Genomic DNA, 21,979 nt, shown 5'->3' with positions numbered 1-21,979 from the left:
ACAGGTCGCTCTCACAGGGCCCGGTCACTGGCAGGCACCCCGCCGCCCAGCTGGGCGGCCACACGCGGCGCCACTTCGGTGCCGAACAGCTCGATGGAGCGCATCATGGCGGTATGCGGGAGCGTGCCGTTGCTGTATTTGAGGTCGAAGCGGTCCACGCCCAGGTTCCGCTTGAGCAGGGCGATCTTCGCGGCCACCGTGTCCGGCGAGCCGACGTAGAGCGCACCCTCGGGGCTGCACAGGTGGTCGAATTCGTCGCGGCTGCCCGGACCCCAGCCGCGTTCGGCGCCGAGCTGGTTGCGCTGGCCCAGCCAGTGCGGGAAGAACTCCTCCCGTGCGTCCTCATCCGTGGCCGCCACGTGGCCGGGCGAATGCGTGGCCACCTGCTGCATCGGGTGGCCGTATTTGGCCATGGCCTCACGGTAGAGCCCGGCCAGCGGACCGAAGGACCGTGGCTGGCCGCCGATGATGGCGAAGATGATCGGGTAGCCGTATTCGGCGCAGCGCAGCACCGATTCCGGGGTGCCGCCGACGCCGATCCAGGCCGGCAGCAGGTGGTGTTCGAGCGGCGGGTAGACGCTGAGCCCGTTGATGGCCCGGCGCGTCCGGCCCTCCCATTTGATCGGTTTCTGGGCCCGGACCTTGTCGAAGAGCTCAAGCTTCTCCTCGAACAGGACCTCATAGTCGGCCAGGTCCAGTCCGAACAGCGGGAAGGACTCCACGAAGGAACCGCGGCCCAGCATGACCTCGGCCCGGCCGTTGGAGATGGCGTCCACGGTGGCGAAACGCTGGAATACCCGGATCGGGTCATCGGAGCTGAGAACGGTGACGGCGGAGCCGAGCCGGATCTTCTTGGTCCGGGCCGCGGCGGCGGCGAGGAAGACCTCGGGCGCGGAGACGGCGAAGTCGCGGCGGTGGTGCTCCCCCACCCCGAAGGCGTGCAGGCCCACCTGGTCCGCGAGTTCGGCCTGTTCCAGCAGTTGCCGCAGCACCTGGGCGTGCGGGACCGGGTGCCCGTCCGGGAACACCCCGACGTCGCCGAAGGTGTTCAAGCCGAGCAGGATCTTGTCCGGGCCGACCGGCGCGGTCGGGTTGGCTCCCGATGCCGGGTCCGGCGCTTCCGCGGGGCTCATCGGGTCTCCTTCAGCCAGCCGGCGAGTTCGCTGGCCCAGTAGGTCAGGACCATGTTGGCCCCGGCCCGTTTGATGCCGAGCACGGATTCGGTGATGGCGGCACGGCGGTCGATCCAGCCGTTCGCGGCGGCGGCCTCGATCATCGAGTATTCACCGGAGATCTGGTAGGCGGCCACGGGCACCGGGCTCATCGCGGCGACGTCGGCCAGGATGTCGAGGTAGCTCATGGCTGGTTTCACCATCACCATGTCGGCGCCCTCCTCGAGGTCCAGTTCCACTTCGAGGATCGCTTCGCGGCGGTTGGCGGCGTCCATCTGGTAAGTGCGCCGGTCCCCGGTGAGCTGCGAGTCGACGGCTTCGCGGAACGGGCCGTAGAAGGCGGAGGCGTACTTGGCGGCGTAGGCCACGACGGCGGTGTTGGCGTGTCCGGCCTCCTCCAGGGCCTGCCGGATCACGGCGATCTGGCCGTCCATCATGCCTGAGGGGCCGAGCACGTGGGCGCCGGCCTCGGCCTGCGCCACGGCCATCTGCCCGTAGATCTCCAGGGTCGCGTCGTTGTCGACGTAGCCGTGCGCGTCCAGGACGCCGCAGTGGCCGTGGTCGGTGAATTCGTCGAGGCAGACGTCGCTCATGACGACCAGTTCGTCGCCGACCTCGGCCTTCACATCCCGGATGGCCTTGTTCAGCACGCCCTCGGGGTCCAGCGAGGCGGTGCCGCGGGCGTCCCGTTCGGCCGGAATGCCGAAAAGCATGATGCCGCCCACGCCCAGCTGCACGGCCTCGGCGGCGGCGCGCTTGAGCGAGTCGGTCGTGTGCTGCTGCACGCCGGGCATCGAGGCGATCGGGTTCGGCTCGGAGAGGCCCTCGCGGATGAAGGCCGGGAGGATGAGTTCGGCAGCCGAGAGGCGGTGTTCGGCCGTCAGCCGCCGCATCGCGGGGGTGGTGCGGAGCCGGCGGGGGCGGTGGGTCGGGAAGCTCATGTCTGGTCCTTCACAGTCTGCTCGGGGTCGGGATGGGGAGTGGGGGGCGCCGGATCCAGGGCCCGGATGACGGCGGCGACGAGTCCGGAGGCGGTGGGCTCCTCGGCAACGGCGGCGACCGGGAGTCCGAGGGCCAGGGCCTCGGCCGCCGTCGAGCGTCCGATCGCGACGAGCTGGCAGCCGCCCAGCGGCGACAGCCCGGTGTGGACGCGGCGGGCGGCGCTCGGTGAGGCCGCGACGACGGCGTGCAGCGTTCCGGCGTCGATCGCGGCTTTCGCGTCGGCCACGGTCAGGACTGCGGCGTCGTGCCCCTGCGGGTCGGGGGCGGCGGCCAGGCTGCGTCGCGGGTCCGCGGGGAAATCGACGGTCTGGTAGGCGGTGACGGCCTGGACCGAGGCGCCGCGGGCCTCCAGCCCCCGGCGGAGCCGCGGGTCGGCGATGTCGGCCTGCGGCAGCAGGACGCTGCCGTGGCCGCGGGGCCAGATGTCGAGCAATCCCGCGCCGGACTGCTGGCCGGCGGGCGCGAGGTCCACTGCGATGTCCAGGCCTTCAAGCATGCGGCGGGTGGCCGGGCCGACGGCGGCCACCTGCAGGCTGCCCGGAAGCCACGCGCTGAGGGCCGCACCGCGTTCGGCCGCCTTGGCTTCCAGGACCTGGACCGTGGTCACGCTGCTGACCACCAGCCATGAGTAGGCGCCGGCGCCGAGCGCGTCGAAGGCCACGTCCAGCGAGTGCTGGTCGGCGGCGCGCTCGAAGTCGATGAGCGGCAGCAGCAGCGGCTCGGCGCCGGTCTCGCGGAGCGCGGAGACCAAGGCACCGGCACGGTCCGGGTTGCGGGTGACCAGGACCCGGGCGCCCTCGAGCACCCGGGGCCCGGCGCCCCCGTCCGGCCGGCGGCTGGCGCTGCGGCGTCCCATCAGGTGAGAATCCGTCCGGCTCAGGAAGCGGCCAGGTCGGCGATGTCGGCAGCACCGGCCGCCAGCAGCGCCTCGGCCAGTTCGATTCCCAGCAGGGTGGCGCCGACCTCGGTCAGCCCGTCGGTGGCCTTCTTGTCCCGGACCGTCGCGGTGCCGTCCACGGCACAGACAACGGCCTCGAGGTGCAGCATGCTGCCCTTGCGGTAGGCGTAGGCGCCCACCGGCGCGGCGCAGCCGGCCTCCAGCCGGGCCAGCAGCGCGCGTTCGGCGGTGACGGCCAGCCGGGTGTCCGGGTCGTCCAGGGCTGCGAGGGCCTGGGCGAGCACGCCCTGGGAGCCCTCGGTGGACCCGGCCTTGCGCGGCGCGTCGGAGCTGCGGCATTCGATCGCGAGCGAACCCTGGCCGGCGGCCGGGAGCATCACCTCGGTGTCGAGGTATTCGCTGACCGCGTCCAGCCGGCCGATCCGGTGCAGGCCGGCAGCGGCGAGCACGACGGCGTCGAGGTCGCCGGACTTGCCTTCGACGACGGCGCCTGTGTTGTTGCCCGGCAGGCCCGGCACGCGGCCCAGGCGGGTGTCCACGTTGCCGCGGATGTCCCGGATGTCCAAGTCCGGCCGTGCGGCGCGCAACTGGGCGGCCCGGCGCGGGGAGCCGGTGCCGACGGTGGCGCCGGCCGGCAGCTGGGCCAGCGTGAGCCCGTCCCGGGCGCAGAGCACGTCCCGGACGTCCACGCGCTTGGGCGTCGCCGCGAGGGTCAGGCCCAGGGCAGCGCCGGTGGGCAGGTCCTTGAGCGAATGGACCGCGACGTCGCACGCGTCCCGCAGCAGGGCGTCGCGCAGCGCCGCCACGAACACGCCGGTGCCGCCCATTTGGGACAGCGGGCCGGTCAGGACGTCGCCGTCGGTGCGGATGTGGACGAGTTCCACCGGAAACCCTCCGACGGCGGCCAGCTGGTCCGCAGTCTGCTGGGTCTGGGTGAGGGCAAGTTTGCTGGCCCGGGTACCGATCCGTACGGTCACGGCGTGGCCTGGCCTGCTGCCGGGACCGCCTCATCCGCAGCCGCGGATGCCCCTGCCGGGTAGGGATCATGCCCTGTCCCGACGGTGGTGTCCGCGCCCGCGATGGTGGGCTTTTCGCCGCGGAAGTTGGCGCAGCAGCCGGGGCGGCAGACGTCGTACCAGGGGCCGAGCTTGGTCAGGTGCGGCCGGTCGGCGATGTTGTGTGCCGCCGTCCGCTCGCTGATCAGGTCCACGATCCCGGCAACGAATTTGCGGTGCGTCCCGGGCGTCGGAACGCGGGTGGCCGCGAGGCCCAGCTTGCCGCAGGTTTCCAGGGCCTCGGTGTCGAGGTCCCAGACGACTTCCATGTGGTCGCTGACGAAGCCCAGCGGCACGATCACGACGCCCTTGACGCCCTGGCCGGCGAGCTCCTCGATGGCATCATTGATGTCGGGTTCGAGCCACGGCACGTGCGGGGCCCCGGACCGGGACTGGTACACGAGGGACCAGGGGGCGGTCAGGCCGGTTTCGGCTTCGACCCGCCGGATGACCTCGGTGCCGGTGGCCAGGTGCTGGGCCACATAGGCGGAGTCCTGTTCAAAGTGGCGCGGCTCGCCCTCGGAGCGGCCTGCGGCTTCGGCGTCGCGGGTCGGAATCGAATGGGTCGCGAAGAGGATGTGCACCGGCGCGTCAGGGGTGCCGGCCGCGGCCAGCTGGGCGCGGACGTCGGCGAGGCCGGCGGCGGTGCCCTCGACGAAAGGCTCCACGAAGCCCGGGTGGTCGAAGTACTGGCGCACCTTGTCCACCTCGAGCTTGCCGTCCAGCCCGGTCTCGGTGAGCGCCATGCCGATGTCTTCGCGGTACTGCCGGCAGCTGGAGTAGCAGGAGTAGGCGCTGGTGGTGATCATCAGGACCTTGCGGTGCCCGGCGTCGTAGATCTCCTGCAGGGTCTGCGGGATGTAGGGATCCCAGTTGCGGTTGCCCCAGAAGACCGGCAGGCCGATGCCCCGGGTGGCGAGCTCCTTCTCCATGGCGGCCTTGAGCTCGCGGTTCTGCTGGTTGATCGGGCTGATGCCGCCGTTGGCGCGGTAGTGGTGCGAGACCTCTTCGAGCCGTTCGTCCGGGATGCCGCGGCCGCGGGTGACGTTGCGCAGGAACGGGATGACGTCTTCCTGGCCTTCGGGACCGCCGAAGGAGGCCAGCAGCACAGCGTCGTAGTCCTTGGGGGCCATACGGCCGGCCTCAGTGACGGGATTCACGGCGGTGGCCGTGGGATCCTGCGGATCGAGCGGGCTCATGCGAGGACCTCGGCAATCTCGACGGCGCTGACGCGGCGGCCGGTGTAGAACGGGACTTCTTCGCGAACATGGTGGCGGGCTTCGGTGGAGCGCAGGTGGCGCATCAGGTCCACGAGGTCCACCAGCTCCGGTGCTTCGAGGCCCAGGATCCACTCCCAGTCGCCCAGGGCGAAGGAGGAAACGGTGTTGGAGATGACCTGCGGGAAGTCCCGGCCCAGCAGGCCGTGGTCCCGCAGCATCGCGCCGCGCTCGGCGTCCGGGAGCAGGTACCACTCGTAGGAGCGCACGAAGGGGTAGACGCAGAGCCATTCGGCCGGTTCCACGCCGCGGGAGAAGGCCGGCGTGTGGTTCTTGGCGAACTCGGCCTCGCGGTGGACGCCCATCGCGGACCAGGCGATCTCAGTCCCCGTGAAGAGCTTACTGCGCCGGATGTCGCGCACGGCGCGCTGCAGCGCTTCGGCCCGGGGGCCGTGCAGCCAGATCATGATGTCGGCGTCGGCCCGCATCGCGGACACGTCGTAGCTGCCGCGGTGGACGACGCCGTCCTCGGCCAGCCGTTCGATGAGTGCGTCGAAGTCCTCAGCCGCGTCGCCGCTGCGCAGGACATCGGCGGAGCGCTTGAAAACCGTCCAGAGCGTGAAGAACTGCTCGGTCGATTCCTCGGCTGCTGTTCCGGTTTTAGTGACAGATTCGGCAGAAGTGTGGCTCATGGATACCAGTCTGCCCCCTCCCCCGAGCTAAGTCGAAATAGAGCACTTCTACAACGCGTAGAAGTGCTCAATTTCACAGCCGGGTGGTTCGGACGTCCCTTAGATCTTGCGCATCCGTAGGGCCACGACGCCTGCTCCCAGCGACACCGCGAGCAGGCAGATCCCCCAGCCGACCAGGGCGGAGGGGGACGGTTCAACGGAGGAGGCAGCCTGCATCTTGTCGCCGGACCGGGGCGCGGCGGTGGGAGCCTGCTTGGCGGCGGACATCGTGGTGGCGGACCTGGGCGGGCCGCTCGGCGTTGCCGCCGGCGTACCGGTTGCCGCCGGCGTACCAGCCGCAACACCGGGAGCGGCACCGGCGGGAGTGTCGTTCGCTGGCGCCTGGACCGGGGCCGGGGCCTGCTGGGTTCCGGAGGGCTGGCCGGCTGCCGGCTGCGGGGCTGCGGGCACCGGTGGCGGAACCGAGGTTCCCGGCGCCGTGGCCCGCTCGGAGGCCTGCCGGGAAGCCCGCTGCTCCGGCGTCTCGGTCGGATCCGGTGCGGTCGACGTCGGCGGGGCCGTGCTTTCGGTGGGGTCCGGGCTGCCGGAGTCGGAGGTCGGCGAGGGCGACGGCGTCGGGGATTCCACCAGGCCGCCGATCAGGTCGTCGATGCCGACGGAAATCGAGGCTGACGGGCCGTCCGGGCTGGGCGTCGGGGTGGCAGCCTGGGTGGCAGGAACCCCTGCGGTGAGAGCCAGTACCGCTCCGAGTGCTGCCACGGCCGTGCCGCGTCGGAGTCCCCCATGGTGACCGGCCGGCGTTTCTGGAACTTCGGACCTGTGCATAACCATGGTCATCGACCCTAGCCGGAGAACGCCGGCGTGGAAAATTTGCCCAAACGCCTACTTTCCGGCTATCGGGCACCGTGCCGTGGCCCCCCATCAAGCCCCGGGGCAGGCTTCAGGGAAGCAGGGCGGCCACCTGTTTGGGGGTGTCGGCGACGATGGCGGCGAGGCCGTTTCCGGACAGCCAGCCCCCGACGACGGCGAGGCCACCTTCCGCCGCGCAAAGCTGCCGAACCTGCTCGACCCGCCGCTTGTGGCCGAGTGCCGCGAAGGGCAGCGCGCCGGACCATCGCACCACGTCCCAGCCGACGACGTCGGTCCGGGCCAGCGGGACGGCGAGCAGCGCGGCGGCGTCCTGCAGCGCGTCGTCGAACAACTCCTCGTCGCTCCGGGGCTCCGGGGCCGCCGCGGCGTCCGGCAGGTTCGCGCCGCGTCCGTAGGAGAGCCGGAGGACGTGCCGGCCGGGCGCCGTCCGTTCGGCCAGCCAGGCCCACTTGGCGGTCGCGTGGGTGAGTGCCTTCGCGCGGATGCCGGGGCTTTGCGGGGCCACGAGCACTCCGGTGCCCCGCGGTGCCGCGTCGAGGGCGGGACTGTCCAGCACCAGCGTCACGAGCCGCACATCGGGTCCCGCGTCCGGACGGAGGGCCGCCAATGCCGGCAGCGTGCCGGCGAGCAGCGAGACCGCCGCCGGGCCCTCAACCGCCACGATTAGCCGCCCGGCGTCGAAGGTGGCCTGGCCCGCGGTGGCCCGCCAGCCGCCCGGGATGCGCTGCACCGCGCCTACCCGGGTGCCGCTGAGCAGGGCCACGTCCAGCCCGCGCAGCTCGGTGAGGAGGGCAGTGACGAGGGTGTGCATCCCGCCGCGGAGGCCGGCCACGGCGGAGCCCGCCTTCTGCAGCCCAGGCTGCTGGGCACCGGGCGCGGGAGCGCTGGACCCCGGCGCGCCCGGCCGGGGTCCAGCCCCCCGGCGCTGCGCGGCCACGGCGGCGGCGAGGGAGCCGTGCGTGCGGATTCCGGCGCGCAATCCGGGCGCCACCATGTCCACGTCAAGCAGGGCCGGGTCGGCCGAGTGCACGCCGCCGACCACCGGCGCCACCAGCCGCTCCAGTACGCGTCGGCCCATCCGGGCGCGGACCAGGGCCGCCACGCTTGTGGCCTCGGCAGCGGTCCCCATGGAAGCCGGCAGCAGTGCGTCGAGCGAGGCGCGCAGGGATCCGAGCAGGCCAAGGGAACGCCGGACTTCGGGGTCCCAGGGGTTGGCGGGAATGCCCAGCACCCCGGTCTTCGGCAATTCCCGCGGACCCTCCGGCAGTTGGACCCAGGCGCCGCCGGGGTTGGGCGGAACGATCTGCGCGCCGAGGCCGAGCTCTTCGGCCAGGCTGGCCACCGCGGCGGACCGGGTGGCGAAGGATTCGGCGCCGCTGTCCAGGGTCAGGCCGGCCACCACATGGCTGCCCACGCAGCCGCCCCAGTCGCCCGATGCTTCCAGCACCGTGGTCCGGACGCCAGCCCGCGCCAGCTCCCGGGCGGCGAGCAGGCCGGAGATGCCGCCGCCCACCACCACGGCCGTCGGCGCGGGAGCAGCACTGGTGTTGGAGCCGGGGTTGGTGTCAGTGGCGGCGTCGGTGGCCATCGGGGTTACTCCGGGGCGATCGAGTGGATCAGTTCGACCACGCGGGTCAGCACCGCCGCGTCCGTCTCCGGAGGCACGCCGTGGCCCAGATTCAGGACGTGGCCCGGGGCCGAGGCGCCGGCTTTGATGACGTCGCGGACATGGGCCTCGAGGATTTCCCATGGTGCGGAGAGCAGTGCCGGGTCGATGTTTCCCTGCAGCGGCACGGTCCCGCCGAGCCGGCGGTTGGCCTCGTCCAGCGGCAGCCGGTAGTCGACGCCGACGACGTCCACGCCGACGTCGCGCATTGCCACCAGCAGCTCCGAGGTGCCGGTGCCGAAGTGGATCAGGGGTGCTCCGAGGTGCCGGACGTGATCCAGGGCGCGGGCGGACGCCGGAGCCACGAACCGCGTGTAGTCGGCCAGGCCCAGGGAGCCGGCCCAGGAGTCGAAGAGCTGCCCGGCGGAGGCGCCGGCCTCCAGCTGCGCGCGCAGGAACATGCCGGAGGCGTCGGCCGCCCAGTTGGCCAGCGCCGTCCAGGTCTCCGGATCCGCGTGCATCATGGTGCGCGGGCCGAGGTGGTCGCGGGACGGCTTGCCCTCCACCATGTACGCCGCCAGGGTGAAGGGGGCGCCGGCGAAACCGATCAGCGGGGTGCTGCCGAGTTCGGCCACGGTGAGCCGCACGGCCTCGCGGATCGGCTCCAGGGCCTCCCAGCTCAGCTGGGGCAGCGCGGCAACGTCCGCGGCGGTGCGCACGGGCTTGTCCAGCACCGGGCCGACGCCGGGGACGATGTCGACGCCGACGCCGGCCAGCTTGAGCGGGATGACGATGTCGGAGAAGAAGATCGCCGCGTCGACGTCGTGCCGGCGCACGGGCTGGAGGGTGATCTCGGAGGCGAGATCGGGGCGCAGGCAGGAATCCAGCATGGCCACGCCTTCGCGTACCTTGAGGTACTCGGGCAGCGACCGGCCGGCCTGGCGCATGAACCAGACGGGGCGCCGGGAGGGCTTGCCGCCGCGGTAGGCGGTGATCAGCGGCGAGTCGGCGGTACGGCCGTCCATCAGGGGGTGGCCGGCGTCGAGACTGTTGTGTGCCGTGCCGGAGTTTGCCATGTCGGAGTGTGCCGTGCCGGAGTCTGCCGTGCCGTCGATTGCAGTGCCGTTCGTGGCCGCAGCGCTAAGAGTCATGCCTTTGATTGTGCCGAAAATCGGCTCCAAAAGATAACGACAACCTGTCAGGGCAGCCGCTGCGGGCGCCGCCGTGGCGGGAATCACAACCCCGGGTGGGCAGTCCCACGCCCGGTAGTTGTTCTACACGGACGCGAAAAAGCTATGATTGTCGTGCTGTGGTTCTTTTCTCATTGGTGGCTACACACGCCGACATCGATCTGGAGACCGTTGCTCAACTGAGCACCGGCGCTTCCGGGCTTGCCACATCCGCCCTCGCCGGATCGCCGGCCGTGGCGGGTGCCGTTGTCCTTGCCACCTGCAACCGCTTCGAAATCTACGGCGAAGCGCCGCACCCGGACGACGTCGAGGCGGCCCGCGCCGCGCTGGTCTCCGAGATCAGCGGTGCCAGCGGACTCAACGAACAGCTCGTCTCCCGGTCCTTTAATACCCGCACCGGCCCGGACGTCAGCCGCCACCTGTTCGCGGTCAGTTCCGGACTGGATTCCGCCGTCGTCGGGGAACGGGAGATCGCAGGCCAGGTCCGGCGCGCCCTGATCACCGCGCAGCACGAAGGCACCGCGAGCTCCGGTCTCGTGCGGCTGTTCCAGGCCGCTTCCAAGACCGCCAAGGACGTCGGTGCGCAGACGGCCCTCGGCTCGCGCGGACTGTCGATCGTCTCCGTCGCCCTGGACCTCGCGACCGACCTCTCCGAGAACCCCGACTGGTCCACCAAGAAGGCCGTCGTCTTCGGCACCGGCGCCTACGCGGGCGCAACCATGTCCCTGCTCCGCGAACGCGGCTGCACTGACATCTCCGTCTTCTCCTCCTCCGGCCGCGCCGCCGGCTTCGTCGCCACCCGCGGCGGCACCGCCCTGGACAGCGCTTCCCTGCCGGACGCAGTCGCGGCCGCCGACGTGATGATCGGCTGCAGCGGCTCCGACAACCGCGTCGAGGCCCCCGAACTGGCCCGGATCCGCTCGGCGTCGCCGCAGCCGCTGATCGCGATCGATCTGGCCCTCACCCACGATTTCGACCCCGCCGTCGCCGAACTCGACGGCGTCGAGCTGCTCACGCTTGAGTCCGTCCGGCTGGCCGCCCCGCAGGAGCAGGCGGAGTCCCTGAACCAGGCCAGCGGCATCGTCGACGGCGCCGCCACCGCCTTTGAGCAGGAGCGCGAGGCGCGCTCGGTTGATTCGGCCATCGTCGCCCTGCGCCGCCACACGATGGACGTGCTCGACGCCGAAATGGAAAAGGTGCGCGCCCGCCACGGCTGCACCGCCGCGGCCGAGGAAGTCGAGTTTGCCCTGCGCCGGATGGTCAAGCAGCTGTTGCACGTGCCCACCGTCCGTGCCCGGGAACTCGCTGCGAACGGCCAGCAGGACGACTATGTGGCCGGCCTCGAGGCCGTCTACGGCATCACGGTTGAACAGCATACGGCACGGCGCCCCGCTTCCGGCACCGAGGCCGAGTGCCCGGTCGACCACAGCGCGTTTCCCGCCGCCGACGGCCAGCGGGAAACGGCCTAACAACCTTCAGCCCCTTGCCCGGCGGTATTTCCGTCCGGCCGCCAGTCCGGTCAGTCCGGCCGGCCAGTCAGGCGCTTAGTCCGATTGCGCGGCGAAGGCGTTGACGCCCGTCAGCTCGGCGGACAGCTGCCACAGCCTCTCGGCGTCCGCCCGGTCCACGGCGTGGGCGTCGACTCCCCTGACCCGTGCTTCCGGGGTTCCCGGCACCGTCGGCTCGGCAATGTCGCAGTCCTCGCAGTAGACGCCGCCCTTGCCGGCAAGCAGCGGCGAGGTGGCCGCCCAGACCGAGGTCGCGGCCCCCTGGGCGGGCGTCTTGAACCGTTCGTTGAGGTTGCCCTCCGCGTCCATCCAGCCCGAGGCGATCATCTCTTCCCGGGGCAGGTGCCGCTGCAACTCGGTCATGATGCCTCCCGGGTGCACGGCGAAGGCCCTGACGCCGGCATGTTTCCCGAGCGCGTCCAGCTGCACCGCGAACAGCGCATTCGCGGTCTTCGCCTGACCGTAGGCCTTCCACTTGTCGTAGCCTGAGTCGAAATTGATGTCATCGAACCGGATGGGCGACAGCTTGTGGCCGGTGGAGGACAGTGCCACCACCCGCGCCCCCTCCCCCGCGGAGAGCGCGGGCCAAAGCAGGTTGGTGAGCGCGAAGTGGCCCAGGTGGTTCGTGGCGAACTGGGATTCCCACCCCGGGCCGACGCGCTGCTCCGGGCTGGCCATGATGGCGGCGTTGTTGATCAGGATGTCCAGGCTGCCGCCGTCGCCGAGGAAATCGGAGGCAAGGAAACCGGCCGCGAACTCCCTCACGCTGGACAGTTCGGCCAGGTCCAGCCCGGCCACGCGGACGCTGTCGAGGCCGGCCTCGGCCAGGACCTTGCGGGCATGGTCGGGGCGCCGCGCCGGAACCATCACCCGGGCCCCGGCGGACGATAGCGCCCGCACCGTCTCCAGGCCGAGCCCGGAATAGCCGCCGGTGACGACGGCGGTCTTCCCGCTCAGGTCCACGCCCGCAATCACCTCCGTCGCCGTCGAACGCGGGCCGAAACCCGAGCCGATCTTGTGCTGCGGGGTCAGGCTGGTGTCTTCGCTCATGGCAGTGCCTCTCGGGTAGGGGCCCGGCGGTCCGGGGACAAGGTGCTCAGGGCAAGGCGTTCAGGGCAAGGTGTTCAAAAACGTCAGTAGACCGGTTTGCCCGGTTCCACCTCGCGCACCCAGGCGAGGATCCCGCCCTCCAGGTGGCTGACCCGTTCGTAGCCGGCTGCCCGGGCGGCGGCGAGCACGGCCGCGGAGCGTGTCCCGCCCTTGCAGTGGAACACAATGTCCGTGTCCTGCGGCAGCTCGGCCCACGCGTCGCCGGCCAGGATCCTGCCTTGCGGGATCAGCGTGGCGCCGTCGATGCGGACGATGTCGAATTCGCCGCTCTCGCGCACGTCCACGAGCTGGAAATCCTTCAGCCCGGCCTTGCGCGACGCGAGCATGGTGGCGAGCTGGGTGGCGGTGACGGTGTGTTCGGTTCCGGCGTCCGCGGCGGGGGCGATCCCGCAGAAGGCCTCGTAGTCGGTGAGCTCGGTGACGCGCGGGGCTTCGGGGTCCCGGGAGACTTTGATTTCGCGCCAGCTGCCGCCGAGGGCGTCGAACAGCGCCACCCGGCCCAGCAGGGAACGCCCGACGCCGGTGATGAGCTTGACCGCCTCGGTCACCATGAGCGAGCCGACCGCGGCGCACAGCATGCCGAACACGCCGCCTTCCCCGCAGGAGGGCACCGAGCCGGCGGGCGGCGCTTCGGGGTACAGGTCCCGGTACGTCGGGCCGTGCTGCTCCCAGAAGACGCTGACCTGTCCGTCGAAGCGGAAGATCGAGCCCCACACGTAGGGCCTTCCGAGGATGGCGGCGGCATCGTTGACCAGGTAGCGGGTGGCGAAGTTGTCGGCGCCGTCGACGATCAGGTCGTAATCGGCGAAGAGCTCCAGAGCGTTGGAGGCATCCAGCCGGACGTTGTGCAGCCGGACATCGACCAGGGGGTTCAGCGCTGCGATCGCGTCGCGGGCGGACTCGGTCTTGGGCCGGCCGACGTCGGCCACGCCATGGATCACCTGGCGTTGGAGGTTGCTGAGGTCCACGTCGTCGTCGTCGATAATGCCCAGGGTTCCCACCCCGGCGGCGGCCAGGTAGAGCAGCGCGGGCGAGCCGAGGCCGCCGGCGCCGATCACCAGGACCCTGGCGTTCTTTAACCGGCGCTGTCCGAGCGTACCGATCTCGGGAATGATCAGGTGGCGGGAGTAGCGCTCCACCTCGTCCGGCGTCAGCGCGTCCGCAGGTTCGACCAGCGGTCCGGGCGCCGGCGGCGGGGTTGCGGGGGTTCCGTTTGGGGTCAACTGGGAAGCCATACTTCAATGTATGCCCGAAGATGCCGCCAGGTCATATTACCCCCGCGTAAAGTGGAGCTAACAGCGAAGGAAAGAAGGCCGATAGTGGTTCATCAGGCACCGGTTGAGCGGGGACATACCGGAAAGTCGTCGGCGGCCCAGGCGCGGAGCGGGACGCAGCGCTCGGCGCGGCTGCCGCGCGATGAACGGCGGGCCCAGCTGCTCGCCGCCGCGCAGGAGGTCTTCGTGGCCAACGGCTACCATGGCGCCGCCATGGACGAAATCGCCGAGACCGCGCACGTGAGCAAGCCCGTGCTGTACCAGCACTTCCCGTCCAAGCGCGAGCTGTACCTGGCCCTGCTGGACAGCCACCTGTCGGCGCTCACGGAACTGCTGCTCGGTGCGCTGAACTCCACGACGGACAACGATGAGCGCGTCCAGGCCGTCATGCGGGCCTATTTCCATTTCATCGCCAACGATGACCAGGCCCACCGGCTGGTCTTCGAATCCGATCTGGTCAACGACCACGATGTGAGCGCGCGGCTGGAAACGTTCAACAAGACTTTCGCGGACGCGATCGCGAAAGTCATCGCCGAGGACACCAAACTGCCGCTGCTGGAAGCCCAGCTCCTGGGCCGCGGACTGTCCGGAATGGCGCAGGTCAGTGCCCGGTACTGGCTGGAAACCGACGGTAACCTGGACATCGATGTGGCCAGTGACCTGATTTACCGTTTAGCTTGGCGCGGAATCTCCCGCTTTCCCAAAGAGTCCTAGACTACAAATAGAGAACACCTCGTGGAGGAAACTCGCAGAGAACGCCTCGCAGAGAAACCCTCGCAGAGAAAATTTGAACACTTTGATTGGCTGGGAGGCCTTGCTGTGGAAGTAAAGATCGGCATTCAGAACATCGGCCGCGAAATTGCCCTCGAATCCAACCAGGACGCGGACGCGGTGGCGAAGCTTGTGGAAGAGGCCATTTCCAAGGGCACCGAACTCCGCCTGACCGATGAGAAGGGCCGCCAGATCATCATCCCGGCGAACGTCCTGGGCTACGTGGAAATCGGCGCCGAAGAGGTCCGCCGGGTCGGCTTCGGCGCCCTCTAGGCAACGCCCCGGATCCCCTACCGTTCAACCCGCCCCTCAACCCGCAGTTCCCAAAGGAGTCTGAATGCTGTCCCTGATTGTGGTGGCCATGGTCGCCGTGGCCGCGGGTTTTTTGGTCTGGGCGAACGACAAGCGGCACGCCAAGTACGGCATCACTGTCCCGGCCGGTATCGCCCTGGGCGTGGCGATGCTGAGCTGGATCATCTTCATGGCGGCCGGCTTCGGGTACCAGCCGGGCCTGACTTGGATTCCGTGGGTCCTGCCCGTACTGCTGGGCTCGGCGGCGGCGGTCGGCGCGGTGCTGTACCTCGGCAAGTCCCGGACCCGGCTGGACACGGCCCGGATGACCGCCATCCTGCGCATCTAGCGGACAGCTGAAGTCGCAAAGCGCTGTGGCCACTCCCCCTCGGGTGAGTGGCCGCAGTGCCTTAACCGGCTGAAGCCCTCAGCGCCGGGAAGCTTCCTTCACTTCCGGGTCCGTGGTTTCCTGAAGGACCCAGCGGTTGCCGTCCGGGTCGCTAAAGTATGCGAAGGCTATCCCGCCGATGTCCTGGACTTCACTGATCTCGGCTCCGCGTCCCAGAAGTTCGGCGCGGGTGCCGGCCATGTCCGGGACCACCAACTGCAGTCCTTCCAGGCTTCCGGGGGCCATGGCGGTCATTCCGGTGCCGATGACGATTGAGGCGGCGGAGCCGGGCGGCGTGAGCTGGACGACCCGCATGCCTGGAATGTATTCGACGTCGTGGTCCAGTACGAAACCCAGCTTCTCCGTGTAGAACAACTTGGCCGCGTCCACGTCGGTGACCGGCACTTGTACGACTTCCAGACGCATCTCCATGCGCATCACAGTACTCCCGATACTTCCGGGCGCGTCTCCGCCAGGCGTTTGCTGAGGTAGCGGCGCTCGGTCTCAGACGGTGCGAGCTCCCGGGCACGCCGGTATTCCTGGCTGGCCTCCGGCATTCTGCCAAGGCGCCGCAGGAGGTCCGCCTTCGCGGCAGGCAGGAGGTAGTACCCCTCCAATGACCGGACATCCTCCAGCCGGTCGATGAGCGCCAGCCCGGCGTCCGGCCCTTGGGACATCGCGACGGCGACGGCACGGTTGAGTTCGACGACCGGTGACGGTGCCAGCCGCGCAAGACGGTCGTACAGCATTGCCACGCGGCCGAAGTCGGTGCTGCCAAAATCGCGGGCGGTCATATGGCACGCGGCGATGGCTGCCTGGATCCGGTAGCTGCCGGGCCGGACGCCGAGTGAAATGCCGGCGCGGTCGGCGGCCGCCAGGAGCGCCACCGCTTCCGCAGTCGCTGCCCGGTCCCATCGTTCGCGGTCCTGGTCCTCCAGCGTCACCAGGTCCCCGGCCGCGTCCGTACGTGCGTGCCGGCGGCCGTGCTGGAGGAGCATCAGCGCCAGCAGGCCCAGCGCTTCGGGTTCCTGCGGTGACCCTTTGAGCAGGCCAATCAGCAGCCGGTCGAGACGGATCGCCTCCCGGGCAAGGGGCTCGCGGATCAGTGTGTTGGCGCCGGTGGCCGCATACCCTTCATTGAACATGAGGTAGAGGACTGCCAGGATCCCGGCCGTGCGTTCTGCTATTAATTCTGGCGGCGGCACCCGGTAGGGGATCCCGGCGTCGCGGATTTTGGCGCGGGCACGGACCAGCCGTTTGGACATGGTTGACTCCGAGACGAGGAACGCGCGAGCGATCTCGCTGGTCGTCAGGCCAGCCACGGTGCGCAAGGTCAGGGCGACCCGCGCCTCAAGCGGAAGGGCGGGATGGCAACAGGTGTAGATCAGGCGCAGCCGGTCGTCGCCGTCCACGGGATCCCCGGGAGCATCCTCCGCCAGCTCTTCGAGCCTGGCCAGGACCGAGAGCTCCCGCACCGCCTTCTTCTCGCTCGCTGCGCTCCGCAAGCAGTCAATAACCCTGTTCTTGGCAACGGTCGTCAGCCAGGCCGCCGGGTTTCCGGGGATGCCGCGCTGGGGCCAGTCGACGAGGGCACGCGCGAACGCGTCCTGGACACAGTCCTCGGCCAGGCTCCAGTCGCCGGTAATGCGGATGAGGGTGGCCGTGATCCGTGCTGCCGCCTCGGCGGAAGCACCCCCGAGGGCCGCCCGCACCTCCGCCGCGTCCGCTGCCATCTGATCCCCCTTTTCGCCCTCCCGCGCTGAGGCGCCGATTGCTGTAACGAGTGCTATAAACCGAGCGGCCACACGGGCCTGATCTCGATCTTGCCGAATTTTGCCATCGGATGCTTGGACGCCACCTCGATCGCCTCGTCAAGATCGGTGCAGGCGATGATGTCATAGCCCGCGATCCATTCCTTTGTCTCGGCAAACGGGCCGTCCGCGACGACCACCTCCCCCGCCCGCACCGTCACGGTGGTCGCGTCCTCGACAGGTCGCAGCCTGTCGCCGTGGCGGGCGATGCCTCGCGCTTCTATCTCCGCCGCCCATTCCTCGATGTTGTCCTCGGCCGGCACATATTCCGGCGCAGTCGGATCGGTGCAGATGAACAGCATGTAGTCCACGGTGACTCCTTCTAGTAGGTCGATACGTCAATACGACGAAGGAGCTGCCGGCAAAAGGACACCCGGTGGAAAAATTCCTGGTCGGCCGGCCAGCCACCTCCAACCGGAGTCTATGGCCCGTGAACGCCCGCGGGCGGTCAATCGCCGATTCATGGTCACCACGGACAAAGGGCTTCAGTACGTCGGGCCCCCTGGTTCGGCGAGCGGGTGTTCGCGCTGGAGCTGGGCCACCTTCGGATCGTTCTCGTCTGCGCCGTAGTCCGAGGAGCGGGTGATGTCCTTGCCGTCGGGGACTTTCATTGCCCGGAAAACCAGGGACAGCACAGCTGCGACGACGAGGTTAATCACGAACGCCACAACGGCGATGTAGACCTGGATATCGGTGCCGGGGATGGCCGAGATGGACCCGCCAAAGTGGGCTTTCGTGACGGGATTGACGACGTTATACGCCGCGATCGTGCCATAGGCGATGCCGGCCGCCCAACCGAGGAACAGCGCCCACCGGTGGAACCAACGGGTATAGAGTCCAGCCACGATGGCAGGGAAGGTCTGCAGGATCCAGATGCCGCCAAGTAGTTGCATGTTGATGGCCGCGGACTGGTCCATGGCGATCACGAAGACCAGCGCGCCGAACTTCACCACCAGCGAGGCGATCTTGGAAACGCTGGCTTCCTGCCGGGGCGTGGCGTCCGGCTTGATCAGGTCCCGGTAAATGTTTCGGGTGAACAGGTTGGCCGCGGCGATGGACATGATGGCGGCCGGGACCAGCGCCCCGATGGCGATGGCGGCGAGCGCAATGCCGGCAAACCAGGCCGGGAACTGATCCAGAAACAACTGCGGCACCACCAGTTGCGGATTGACGGCGCCGTTCAGGTCGGTGGGCTTGGTGCCGGCGAAAATGGCCGCGTAGCCCAGGAGTGCCAGGAAGCCCAGCATCAAGGAGTACAGCGGCAGCACCGCAGCGTTCCTGCGGATGGTGTTCCGGCTTTTGGTCGCCAGGACGCCCGTGATCGAGTGCGGATACATGAACAGGGCCAGCGCGGAACCAAGCGCCAGGGTCCAATACGCGGAGTAGCTGGACGCCCCCGGGATGAACGCGCCCGCCGGTTTGCCCGTCGCCGGATTGACCGCTCCCAGCTTCGCCTCGGCGGAGTCGAAAATGGTACCCCACCCGCCGAACTTGATAGGCAGGTAGATCACCGCCACGATCACGGCCAGATAGATCAGCAGGTCCTTCACGACGGCGATCAGGGCAGGAGCGCGCAGGCCCGAGGTATAGGTATACGCGGCCAGAACCACGAACGCGATGATGAGCGGCAGGTCGGTCAGCAGCGCGTTCTCAGCACTGCCCAGGCCGAGCACAGTGAGTACGGCCTTGATGCCCACGAGTTGCAGGGCAATGTAGGGCATGGTGGCGACGATGCCGGTGGCGGCGACCGCAACGGTAAGCGCCCTGCTGCCATACCGGCCGCCAACAAAGTCCGCCGGCGTGACGAAACCGTGGCGGTGCGAGACGGACCACAGCCTGCTCATCAGCAAAAACACGATCGGGTAGAGCACGATTGTGTACGGCACGGCGAAGAAGCCGCTCACGGCTCCGGTGGCCCACATCGCCGCCGGGACCGCCACGAAGGTGTAAGCCGTGTAAAGGTCCCCGCCGAGCAGGAACCAGGTCACCCAGGTACCAAAGCCCCGGCCGCCCAGTCCCCATTCGTCGAGGCTATGCAGCCCTGTCGTTTCTTCCCGCCTCCACCGCGCGGCAAAGAAGCCGAGGACCGCCACCAGGACGAAGAGGATGATCACAATGGTGAGGGCTATGCCGTTGACCGGCCGGTCCGGTGCCGCCAGCGGCACGACCGCCCCGTTCACCGCTCCTCCCCCGCAGCGGCCGCCCCGCGGACGGATTCACGGCGACGGCGGTCCTCCCTGGTGACCAGCCAGTAGGAGATCCCCACCAAGGCCGCGGTGACCGGGATCCATGCCATCTGATACCAGTAGAAATACGGGATACCCGCCAGCCGCGGTTCGTCGAAGGCGTACGCGGGCACAACCAACGGAACCACAATGGCGACGAGCAACAGGATTCCGGACACTACATAGGGACCCGGCTTGGCCGGCCCCCGCGTTGGCACATCAGGACTGGACATGGACGCCTCCTCACCGAGACGGGCCCCCGGAGCGGGAAGGCTTCCCGGGACGTGCCGGCGGCCTGCGGACCGTGCAGTGCAGCGGTCGTTACCCAACAGGATAGACACTGGATTTAATCTTCAACAGTGCCTTTAATCACGGTTTGGCGAGGCGAACGGGCCTGGACGGGAGCGGCGCCGGGGCCCCTACAGGAACTCGGCGCGTCCTTCCATCGCGGACGACGCGAGGGCATGCTCGCGGCGCGGGATCCGGCCGGCCCGTCGCGCCAGCCGGCCGGCGATGACGGCGTGCCGGAACGCCTCACCCATCAGCGCCGGGTCCTGGGCACGGGTCACGGCGGTGGCGAGCAGCACGGCGTCGCAACCCAGTTCCATCGCGAGCGCGGCGTCGGAGGCGGTGCCAATTCCTGCGTCGAGCACCACCGGCACCGAGGCACGGGAGACGATGAGTTCAATGTTGTGCGGATTCAGGATGCCCAGGCCGGTGCCGATCGGGGCGCCCAGCGGCATCACGGCCGTGGCGCCGAGGTTCTCCAGCCGGAGGGCCAGGACCGGGTCGTCATTCGTGTAAGCGAAGACCTTGAAGCCGCGCGCCACCAGCTGTTCGGTTGCCTCCACCAGTTCCAAGGCGTCGGGCAGCAGGGTGTGCTCATCCGCGATCACCTCGAGCTTCACCCAGTCCGTCTCCAGCGCTTCGCGGGCCAGTTCGGCCGTGAGGACGGCGTCCCGGGCGGTGAAGCATCCGGCGGTGTTGGGCAGCACCCGGATGTTGTGGTCCGCCAGCAACTGGAACAACGAGCCGCTCTCGGCTGGAGAGTAGCGACGCATGGCCACCGTCGTGAGTTCCGTTCCGGAGGCCACCAGCGCGGCTCCGAGGCCGTCCAGGCTCGGCGCACCGCCGGTGCCCATGATCAGGCGGGAGCCCAGTTCCACTCCGTCAACCGTCAGCAGATCCCGGCGTGCCTGCTGCGTTTCCTGCATTGCTGTTGCTTCCATGCCCTCTATCCTCCCTGTACTGCCGTAACGAGTTCGACGTCGTCGCCCTCGGCGAGCGCGGTCGCGTGCCACTGGCTGCGCGGCACCACCTCGGCGTTGCGGGCGACGGCGACGCCCAGTTTCCGGCCGTCCGTGGCCCGGCCGTCGGCGGCCAGCGTCCGGCCGGTCACCCCGCTGACCAAGGCGCTGATAGTGGCGCCGTCGGCGAGGGCGTGCTGCGCTCCGTTGAGCCTGATATTCATGCTGTCGTCCTGTCTTTCGCTGGAGCGTCCGCGGGTGAAGCGTCCCGCTCGGATGAGCCGGGGGCTGGAGAAACCGGGCGGCGGCTGGAGAAGCGGTCCGGGCGGAAGCCCTCCCAGCGCCGGTCCGGCTCTCCGTCCAGCAGCGCCCGGCAGATGGCGGCGGCCGCCGGGGTGAGCAGGACCCCGTGCCGGAAGAACCCGGTGGCAATGATGAGTCCCTCGACGTCCTGTCCGGATCCAGCGCTGGCCACGCGCCCTAGGAGCGGGGCGTTGTCCGGGGTCCCGGGGCGTGCCCGCGCCGTGGCCTCGAGCAGTTCCAGCTCGGCAACGGCCGGGACCAGCTGCTGGGCATCACGCAGAAGCTGGTACACGCCGCCGGCAGAGACGGCGCCAGCCTCGGAGGGCGCATCCTCCCGCTGGGTTGCGCCGATCACGACCGTGCCGTCCTCCCGCGGGACGATGTAGACCGGAACCCCGCGGACCAGGCCCCGCACGGTCGAGCGCAGCAGTGGCCGGAGCCGTGCCGGGACCCGGAGCCGCAGGATGTCCCCGTAAACCGGACGCAGCGGCAGGGACAATCCCCCGGGCAGGCCATGCAGTTCCGCCGCGGCCAGGCCGTTGGCTACGACCGTCTCGCTGGCGCGGAGCTCTCCGCCGCCCTCGAAACGGATGCCGGCGACGCGGCCGCCCCGCCAGAGCAGCCCGGCCGCGCGGCGGGGCACGGCCGTGAACCGGCTGTCGGCAGCCAGCAGTGAACCGATCCTGGCCAGCAACCGGCGCGGATCCACCTGGTGGTCGGCCGGGATGTCGAAGGCGCAGGAGATACCGGGGCTGAGCAACGGTTCGCGGCTGCGTGCTTCACGGACGGTCAGCGGCTTCACGGCCAGGCCGCAGGCCTGCTGCGCGGCCCGCAGGTCGGCGAGCGCCCGGCGGTCGGCCGCGTCCGCGCCGACGGCGAGGGTCGGCGTCGTGAGATATCCAGTGCCGCCGCCGTCAGTGCTGCCGCCGGCCAGGCCGGCGGCGAACTCCGGCCACAGCCCTGAGGCTTCCAGCATCAGGGCCAGGAGCTCCTCCTCCTGGTAGTGGAGTTCACTCACGGGCGCCAGCATGCCGGCGGCAGCCCAGCTGGCGCCGGTGCCGGGGGCGTCGTCGACCAGCGCGACGGTACGGCCAGAACGGCGGGCCTCCCAGGCGATGCCGTGGCCGATCACTCCCCCGCCGATCACGACGACGTCGTAATAATCCGAGGATGGGCCCGGTGGTGTGGCGGGTGGTGCGACGGATACGTCCATGGGTTCCTTCCCTACGCCGGTACTAGCCGGATCAGGTCAAGCGGTCGGCTCTGACGCCCTCTCAGCCCGTCGGCCGTCTGGCGGCCCGCGCGGGCTCCCGCGGTATGCGCCCAGTTTAGAGGAACTAGGCTTGGGG

At 69.7% G+C, this 21,979-nt stretch carries 23 protein-coding genes and 1 riboswitch; of the genes, 4 read left to right on the top strand and 19 right to left on the bottom strand.

All coding sequences use genetic code 11. From position 1 onward, the window contains the following. Positions 1–11: 11 nt before the first annotated feature. From AC1DH3_RS02755 to hemE, 9 genes are all read right to left on the bottom strand, one after another. On the bottom strand, positions 12–1,133 hold the full coding sequence (locus AC1DH3_RS02755; protein ID WP_476908534.1) for an LLM class flavin-dependent oxidoreductase: 1,122 nt from the start codon (positions 1,131–1,133) through the stop codon (positions 12–14). After that, on the bottom strand, positions 1,130–2,113 hold the full coding sequence (gene hemB / locus AC1DH3_RS02750; protein WP_476908533.1) for a porphobilinogen synthase: 984 nt from the start codon (positions 2,111–2,113) through the stop codon (positions 1,130–1,132). The genes AC1DH3_RS02755 and hemB overlap by 4 nt, the downstream gene beginning before the upstream one ends. Further along, complete coding sequence (locus tag AC1DH3_RS02745) at positions 2,110–3,030, bottom strand: uroporphyrinogen-III synthase (protein WP_476908532.1); 921 nt, start codon at positions 3,028–3,030, stop codon at positions 2,110–2,112. Before AC1DH3_RS02745 ends, hemB begins: the two co-directional genes overlap by 4 nt. A 20-nt stretch (positions 3,031–3,050) precedes the next feature. Continuing rightward, a complete protein-coding gene (gene hemC / locus AC1DH3_RS02740; RefSeq protein ID WP_476908531.1) occupies positions 3,051–4,049 on the bottom strand; it encodes a hydroxymethylbilane synthase in 999 nt (332 codons plus the stop codon). Then, positions 4,046–5,326 (bottom strand): ferrochelatase, encoded by a 1,281-nt coding sequence (locus AC1DH3_RS02735; RefSeq protein ID WP_476908530.1) that lies wholly within the window; start codon positions 5,324–5,326, stop codon positions 4,046–4,048. Before AC1DH3_RS02735 ends, hemC begins: the two co-directional genes overlap by 4 nt. Further along, the gene (gene hemQ, locus AC1DH3_RS02730; protein ID WP_441417209.1) at positions 5,323–6,036 is read right to left on the bottom strand and encodes a hydrogen peroxide-dependent heme synthase; all 714 of its coding nucleotides are present in this window, start codon (positions 6,034–6,036) and stop codon (positions 5,323–5,325) included. Before hemQ ends, AC1DH3_RS02735 begins: the two co-directional genes overlap by 4 nt. A 99-nt stretch (positions 6,037–6,135) precedes the next feature. Continuing rightward, on the bottom strand, positions 6,136–6,795 hold the full coding sequence (locus tag AC1DH3_RS02725) for a hypothetical protein (RefSeq protein ID WP_476908529.1): 660 nt from the start codon (positions 6,793–6,795) through the stop codon (positions 6,136–6,138). A 181-nt stretch (positions 6,796–6,976) separates the two neighbouring features. Next, complete coding sequence (gene hemG / locus AC1DH3_RS02720; protein ID WP_476908528.1) at positions 6,977–8,494, bottom strand: protoporphyrinogen oxidase; 1,518 nt, start codon at positions 8,492–8,494, stop codon at positions 6,977–6,979. Between the two features lie 5 nt (positions 8,495–8,499). Next, on the bottom strand, positions 8,500–9,663 hold the full coding sequence (gene hemE, locus AC1DH3_RS02715; protein WP_476908527.1) for a uroporphyrinogen decarboxylase: 1,164 nt from the start codon (positions 9,661–9,663) through the stop codon (positions 8,500–8,502). A 158-nt stretch (positions 9,664–9,821) separates the two neighbouring features. Here hemE and AC1DH3_RS02710 point away from each other — a divergent pair, with 158 nt between their 5' ends. Further along, entirely contained in the window at positions 9,822–11,171 is a 1,350-nt protein-coding gene (locus tag AC1DH3_RS02710) for a glutamyl-tRNA reductase (RefSeq protein ID WP_476908526.1), read from the top strand. Positions 11,172–11,246: 75 nt separating this feature from the next. Here AC1DH3_RS02710 and AC1DH3_RS02705 read toward each other — a convergent pair whose 3' ends face one another. Beyond that, positions 11,247–12,260, bottom strand: coding sequence for an SDR family NAD(P)-dependent oxidoreductase (locus tag AC1DH3_RS02705; RefSeq protein WP_476908525.1), 1,014 nt, complete (start codon positions 12,258–12,260; stop codon positions 11,247–11,249). An 83-nt stretch (positions 12,261–12,343) separates the two neighbouring features. Next, on the bottom strand, positions 12,344–13,555 hold the full coding sequence (gene moeB / locus AC1DH3_RS02700; protein ID WP_476908524.1) for a molybdopterin-synthase adenylyltransferase MoeB: 1,212 nt from the start codon (positions 13,553–13,555) through the stop codon (positions 12,344–12,346). A gap of 6 nt (positions 13,556–13,561) precedes the next feature. Between moeB and AC1DH3_RS02695 the strand changes: the two genes are divergently transcribed. The 3 genes from AC1DH3_RS02695 to AC1DH3_RS02685 all read left to right on the top strand — a co-directional run bounded on the left by AC1DH3_RS02695 (position 13,562) and on the right by AC1DH3_RS02685 (position 15,005). Next, a complete protein-coding gene (locus AC1DH3_RS02695; RefSeq protein ID WP_441417202.1) occupies positions 13,562–14,308 on the top strand; it encodes a TetR/AcrR family transcriptional regulator in 747 nt (248 codons plus the stop codon). Between the two features lie 105 nt (positions 14,309–14,413). Beyond that, positions 14,414–14,638, top strand: a complete 225-nt coding sequence (locus AC1DH3_RS02690) for a DUF3107 domain-containing protein (RefSeq protein WP_441417201.1) — start codon at positions 14,414–14,416, stop codon at positions 14,636–14,638. A 64-nt stretch (positions 14,639–14,702) separates the two neighbouring features. Beyond that, positions 14,703–15,005: a hypothetical protein gene (locus tag AC1DH3_RS02685; protein ID WP_441417200.1), complete on the top strand. Its 303-nt coding sequence runs from the start codon at positions 14,703–14,705 to the stop codon at positions 15,003–15,005. 78 nt (positions 15,006–15,083) lie between these two features. On the opposite strand, the gene AC1DH3_RS02680 is transcribed toward AC1DH3_RS02685, so the two are convergent. The 8 genes from AC1DH3_RS02680 to thiO all read right to left on the bottom strand — a co-directional run bounded on the left by AC1DH3_RS02680 (position 15,084) and on the right by thiO (position 21,843). Beyond that, positions 15,084–15,476: a VOC family protein gene (locus AC1DH3_RS02680; RefSeq protein ID WP_441417199.1), complete on the bottom strand. Its 393-nt coding sequence runs from the start codon at positions 15,474–15,476 to the stop codon at positions 15,084–15,086. 5 nt (positions 15,477–15,481) lie between these two features. Beyond that, positions 15,482–16,777 (bottom strand): RNA polymerase sigma factor, encoded by a 1,296-nt coding sequence (locus AC1DH3_RS02675; RefSeq protein WP_476908523.1) that lies wholly within the window; start codon positions 16,775–16,777, stop codon positions 15,482–15,484. Positions 16,778–16,830: 53 nt separating this feature from the next. Beyond that, positions 16,831–17,157: a YciI family protein gene (locus AC1DH3_RS02670; RefSeq protein WP_441417842.1), complete on the bottom strand. Its 327-nt coding sequence runs from the start codon at positions 17,155–17,157 to the stop codon at positions 16,831–16,833. A gap of 183 nt (positions 17,158–17,340) precedes the next feature. Then, positions 17,341–19,035: a monocarboxylate uptake permease MctP gene (gene mctP, locus AC1DH3_RS02665; RefSeq protein WP_441417197.1), complete on the bottom strand. Its 1,695-nt coding sequence runs from the start codon at positions 19,033–19,035 to the stop codon at positions 17,341–17,343. Beyond that, the gene (locus AC1DH3_RS02660) at positions 19,032–19,313 is read right to left on the bottom strand and encodes a DUF3311 domain-containing protein (RefSeq protein WP_441417196.1); all 282 of its coding nucleotides are present in this window, start codon (positions 19,311–19,313) and stop codon (positions 19,032–19,034) included. The genes mctP and AC1DH3_RS02660 overlap by 4 nt, the downstream gene beginning before the upstream one ends. Positions 19,314–19,499: 186 nt before the next feature. Then, entirely contained in the window at positions 19,500–20,309 is an 810-nt protein-coding gene (locus AC1DH3_RS02655; protein ID WP_441417195.1) for a thiazole synthase, read from the bottom strand. Positions 20,310–20,314: 5 nt separating this feature from the next. Further along, on the bottom strand, positions 20,315–20,551 hold the full coding sequence (gene thiS, locus AC1DH3_RS02650; RefSeq protein WP_441417194.1) for a sulfur carrier protein ThiS: 237 nt from the start codon (positions 20,549–20,551) through the stop codon (positions 20,315–20,317). Beyond that, positions 20,548–21,843: a glycine oxidase ThiO gene (thiO, locus tag AC1DH3_RS02645; RefSeq protein WP_476908522.1), complete on the bottom strand. Its 1,296-nt coding sequence runs from the start codon at positions 21,841–21,843 to the stop codon at positions 20,548–20,550. The genes thiS and thiO overlap by 4 nt, the downstream gene beginning before the upstream one ends. Then, positions 21,834–21,954: riboswitch (TPP riboswitch) on the bottom strand. (Overlaps the previous gene by 10 nt.) Between the last annotated feature and the right edge of the window lie 25 nt (positions 21,955–21,979).

It is taken from the genome of Arthrobacter sp. 05L428, assembly GCF_056397665.1.
The sequence above is the reverse complement of the archived record's forward strand: the minus strand, read 5'-3'. Positions and strand labels throughout refer to the sequence as shown.

Coding starts and splice junctions, on each gene's coding strand:
- AC1DH3_RS02660 (WP_441417196.1), bottom strand. CDS start 19,313: ATGTCCAGTCCTGATGTGCCAACGCGGGGGCCGGCCAAGCCGGGTCCC.
- AC1DH3_RS02705 (WP_476908525.1), bottom strand. CDS start 12,260: ATGAGCGAAGACACCAGCCTGACCCCGCAGCACAAGATCGGCTCGGGT.
- AC1DH3_RS02680 (WP_441417199.1), bottom strand. CDS start 15,476: ATGGAGATGCGTCTGGAAGTCGTACAAGTGCCGGTCACCGACGTGGAC.
- thiO (WP_476908522.1), bottom strand. CDS start 21,843: ATGGACGTATCCGTCGCACCACCCGCCACACCACCGGGCCCATCCTCG.
- AC1DH3_RS02675 (WP_476908523.1), bottom strand. CDS start 16,777: ATGGCAGCGGACGCGGCGGAGGTGCGGGCGGCCCTCGGGGGTGCTTCC.
- moeB (WP_476908524.1), bottom strand. CDS start 13,555: ATGGCTTCCCAGTTGACCCCAAACGGAACCCCCGCAACCCCGCCGCCG.
- thiS (WP_441417194.1), bottom strand. CDS start 20,551: ATGAATATCAGGCTCAACGGAGCGCAGCACGCCCTCGCCGACGGCGCC.
- AC1DH3_RS02695 (WP_441417202.1), top strand. CDS start 13,562: ATGTATGCCCGAAGATGCCGCCAGGTCATATTACCCCCGCGTAAAGTG.
- hemB (WP_476908533.1), bottom strand. CDS start 2,113: ATGAGCTTCCCGACCCACCGCCCCCGCCGGCTCCGCACCACCCCCGCG.
- AC1DH3_RS02745 (WP_476908532.1), bottom strand. CDS start 3,030: ATGGGACGCCGCAGCGCCAGCCGCCGGCCGGACGGGGGCGCCGGGCCC.
- AC1DH3_RS02655 (WP_441417195.1), bottom strand. CDS start 20,309: ATGGAAGCAACAGCAATGCAGGAAACGCAGCAGGCACGCCGGGATCTG.
- hemQ (WP_441417209.1), bottom strand. CDS start 6,036: ATGAGCCACACTTCTGCCGAATCTGTCACTAAAACCGGAACAGCAGCC.
- AC1DH3_RS02755 (WP_476908534.1), bottom strand. CDS start 1,133: ATGAGCCCCGCGGAAGCGCCGGACCCGGCATCGGGAGCCAACCCGACC.
- hemE (WP_476908527.1), bottom strand. CDS start 9,663: ATGACTCTTAGCGCTGCGGCCACGAACGGCACTGCAATCGACGGCACG.
- AC1DH3_RS02670 (WP_441417842.1), bottom strand. CDS start 17,157: ATGCTGTTCATCTGCACCGATCCGACTGCGCCGGAATATGTGCCGGCC.
- AC1DH3_RS02735 (WP_476908530.1), bottom strand. CDS start 5,326: ATGAGCCCGCTCGATCCGCAGGATCCCACGGCCACCGCCGTGAATCCC.
- hemG (WP_476908528.1), bottom strand. CDS start 8,494: ATGGCCACCGACGCCGCCACTGACACCAACCCCGGCTCCAACACCAGT.
- AC1DH3_RS02685 (WP_441417200.1), top strand. CDS start 14,703: ATGCTGTCCCTGATTGTGGTGGCCATGGTCGCCGTGGCCGCGGGTTTT.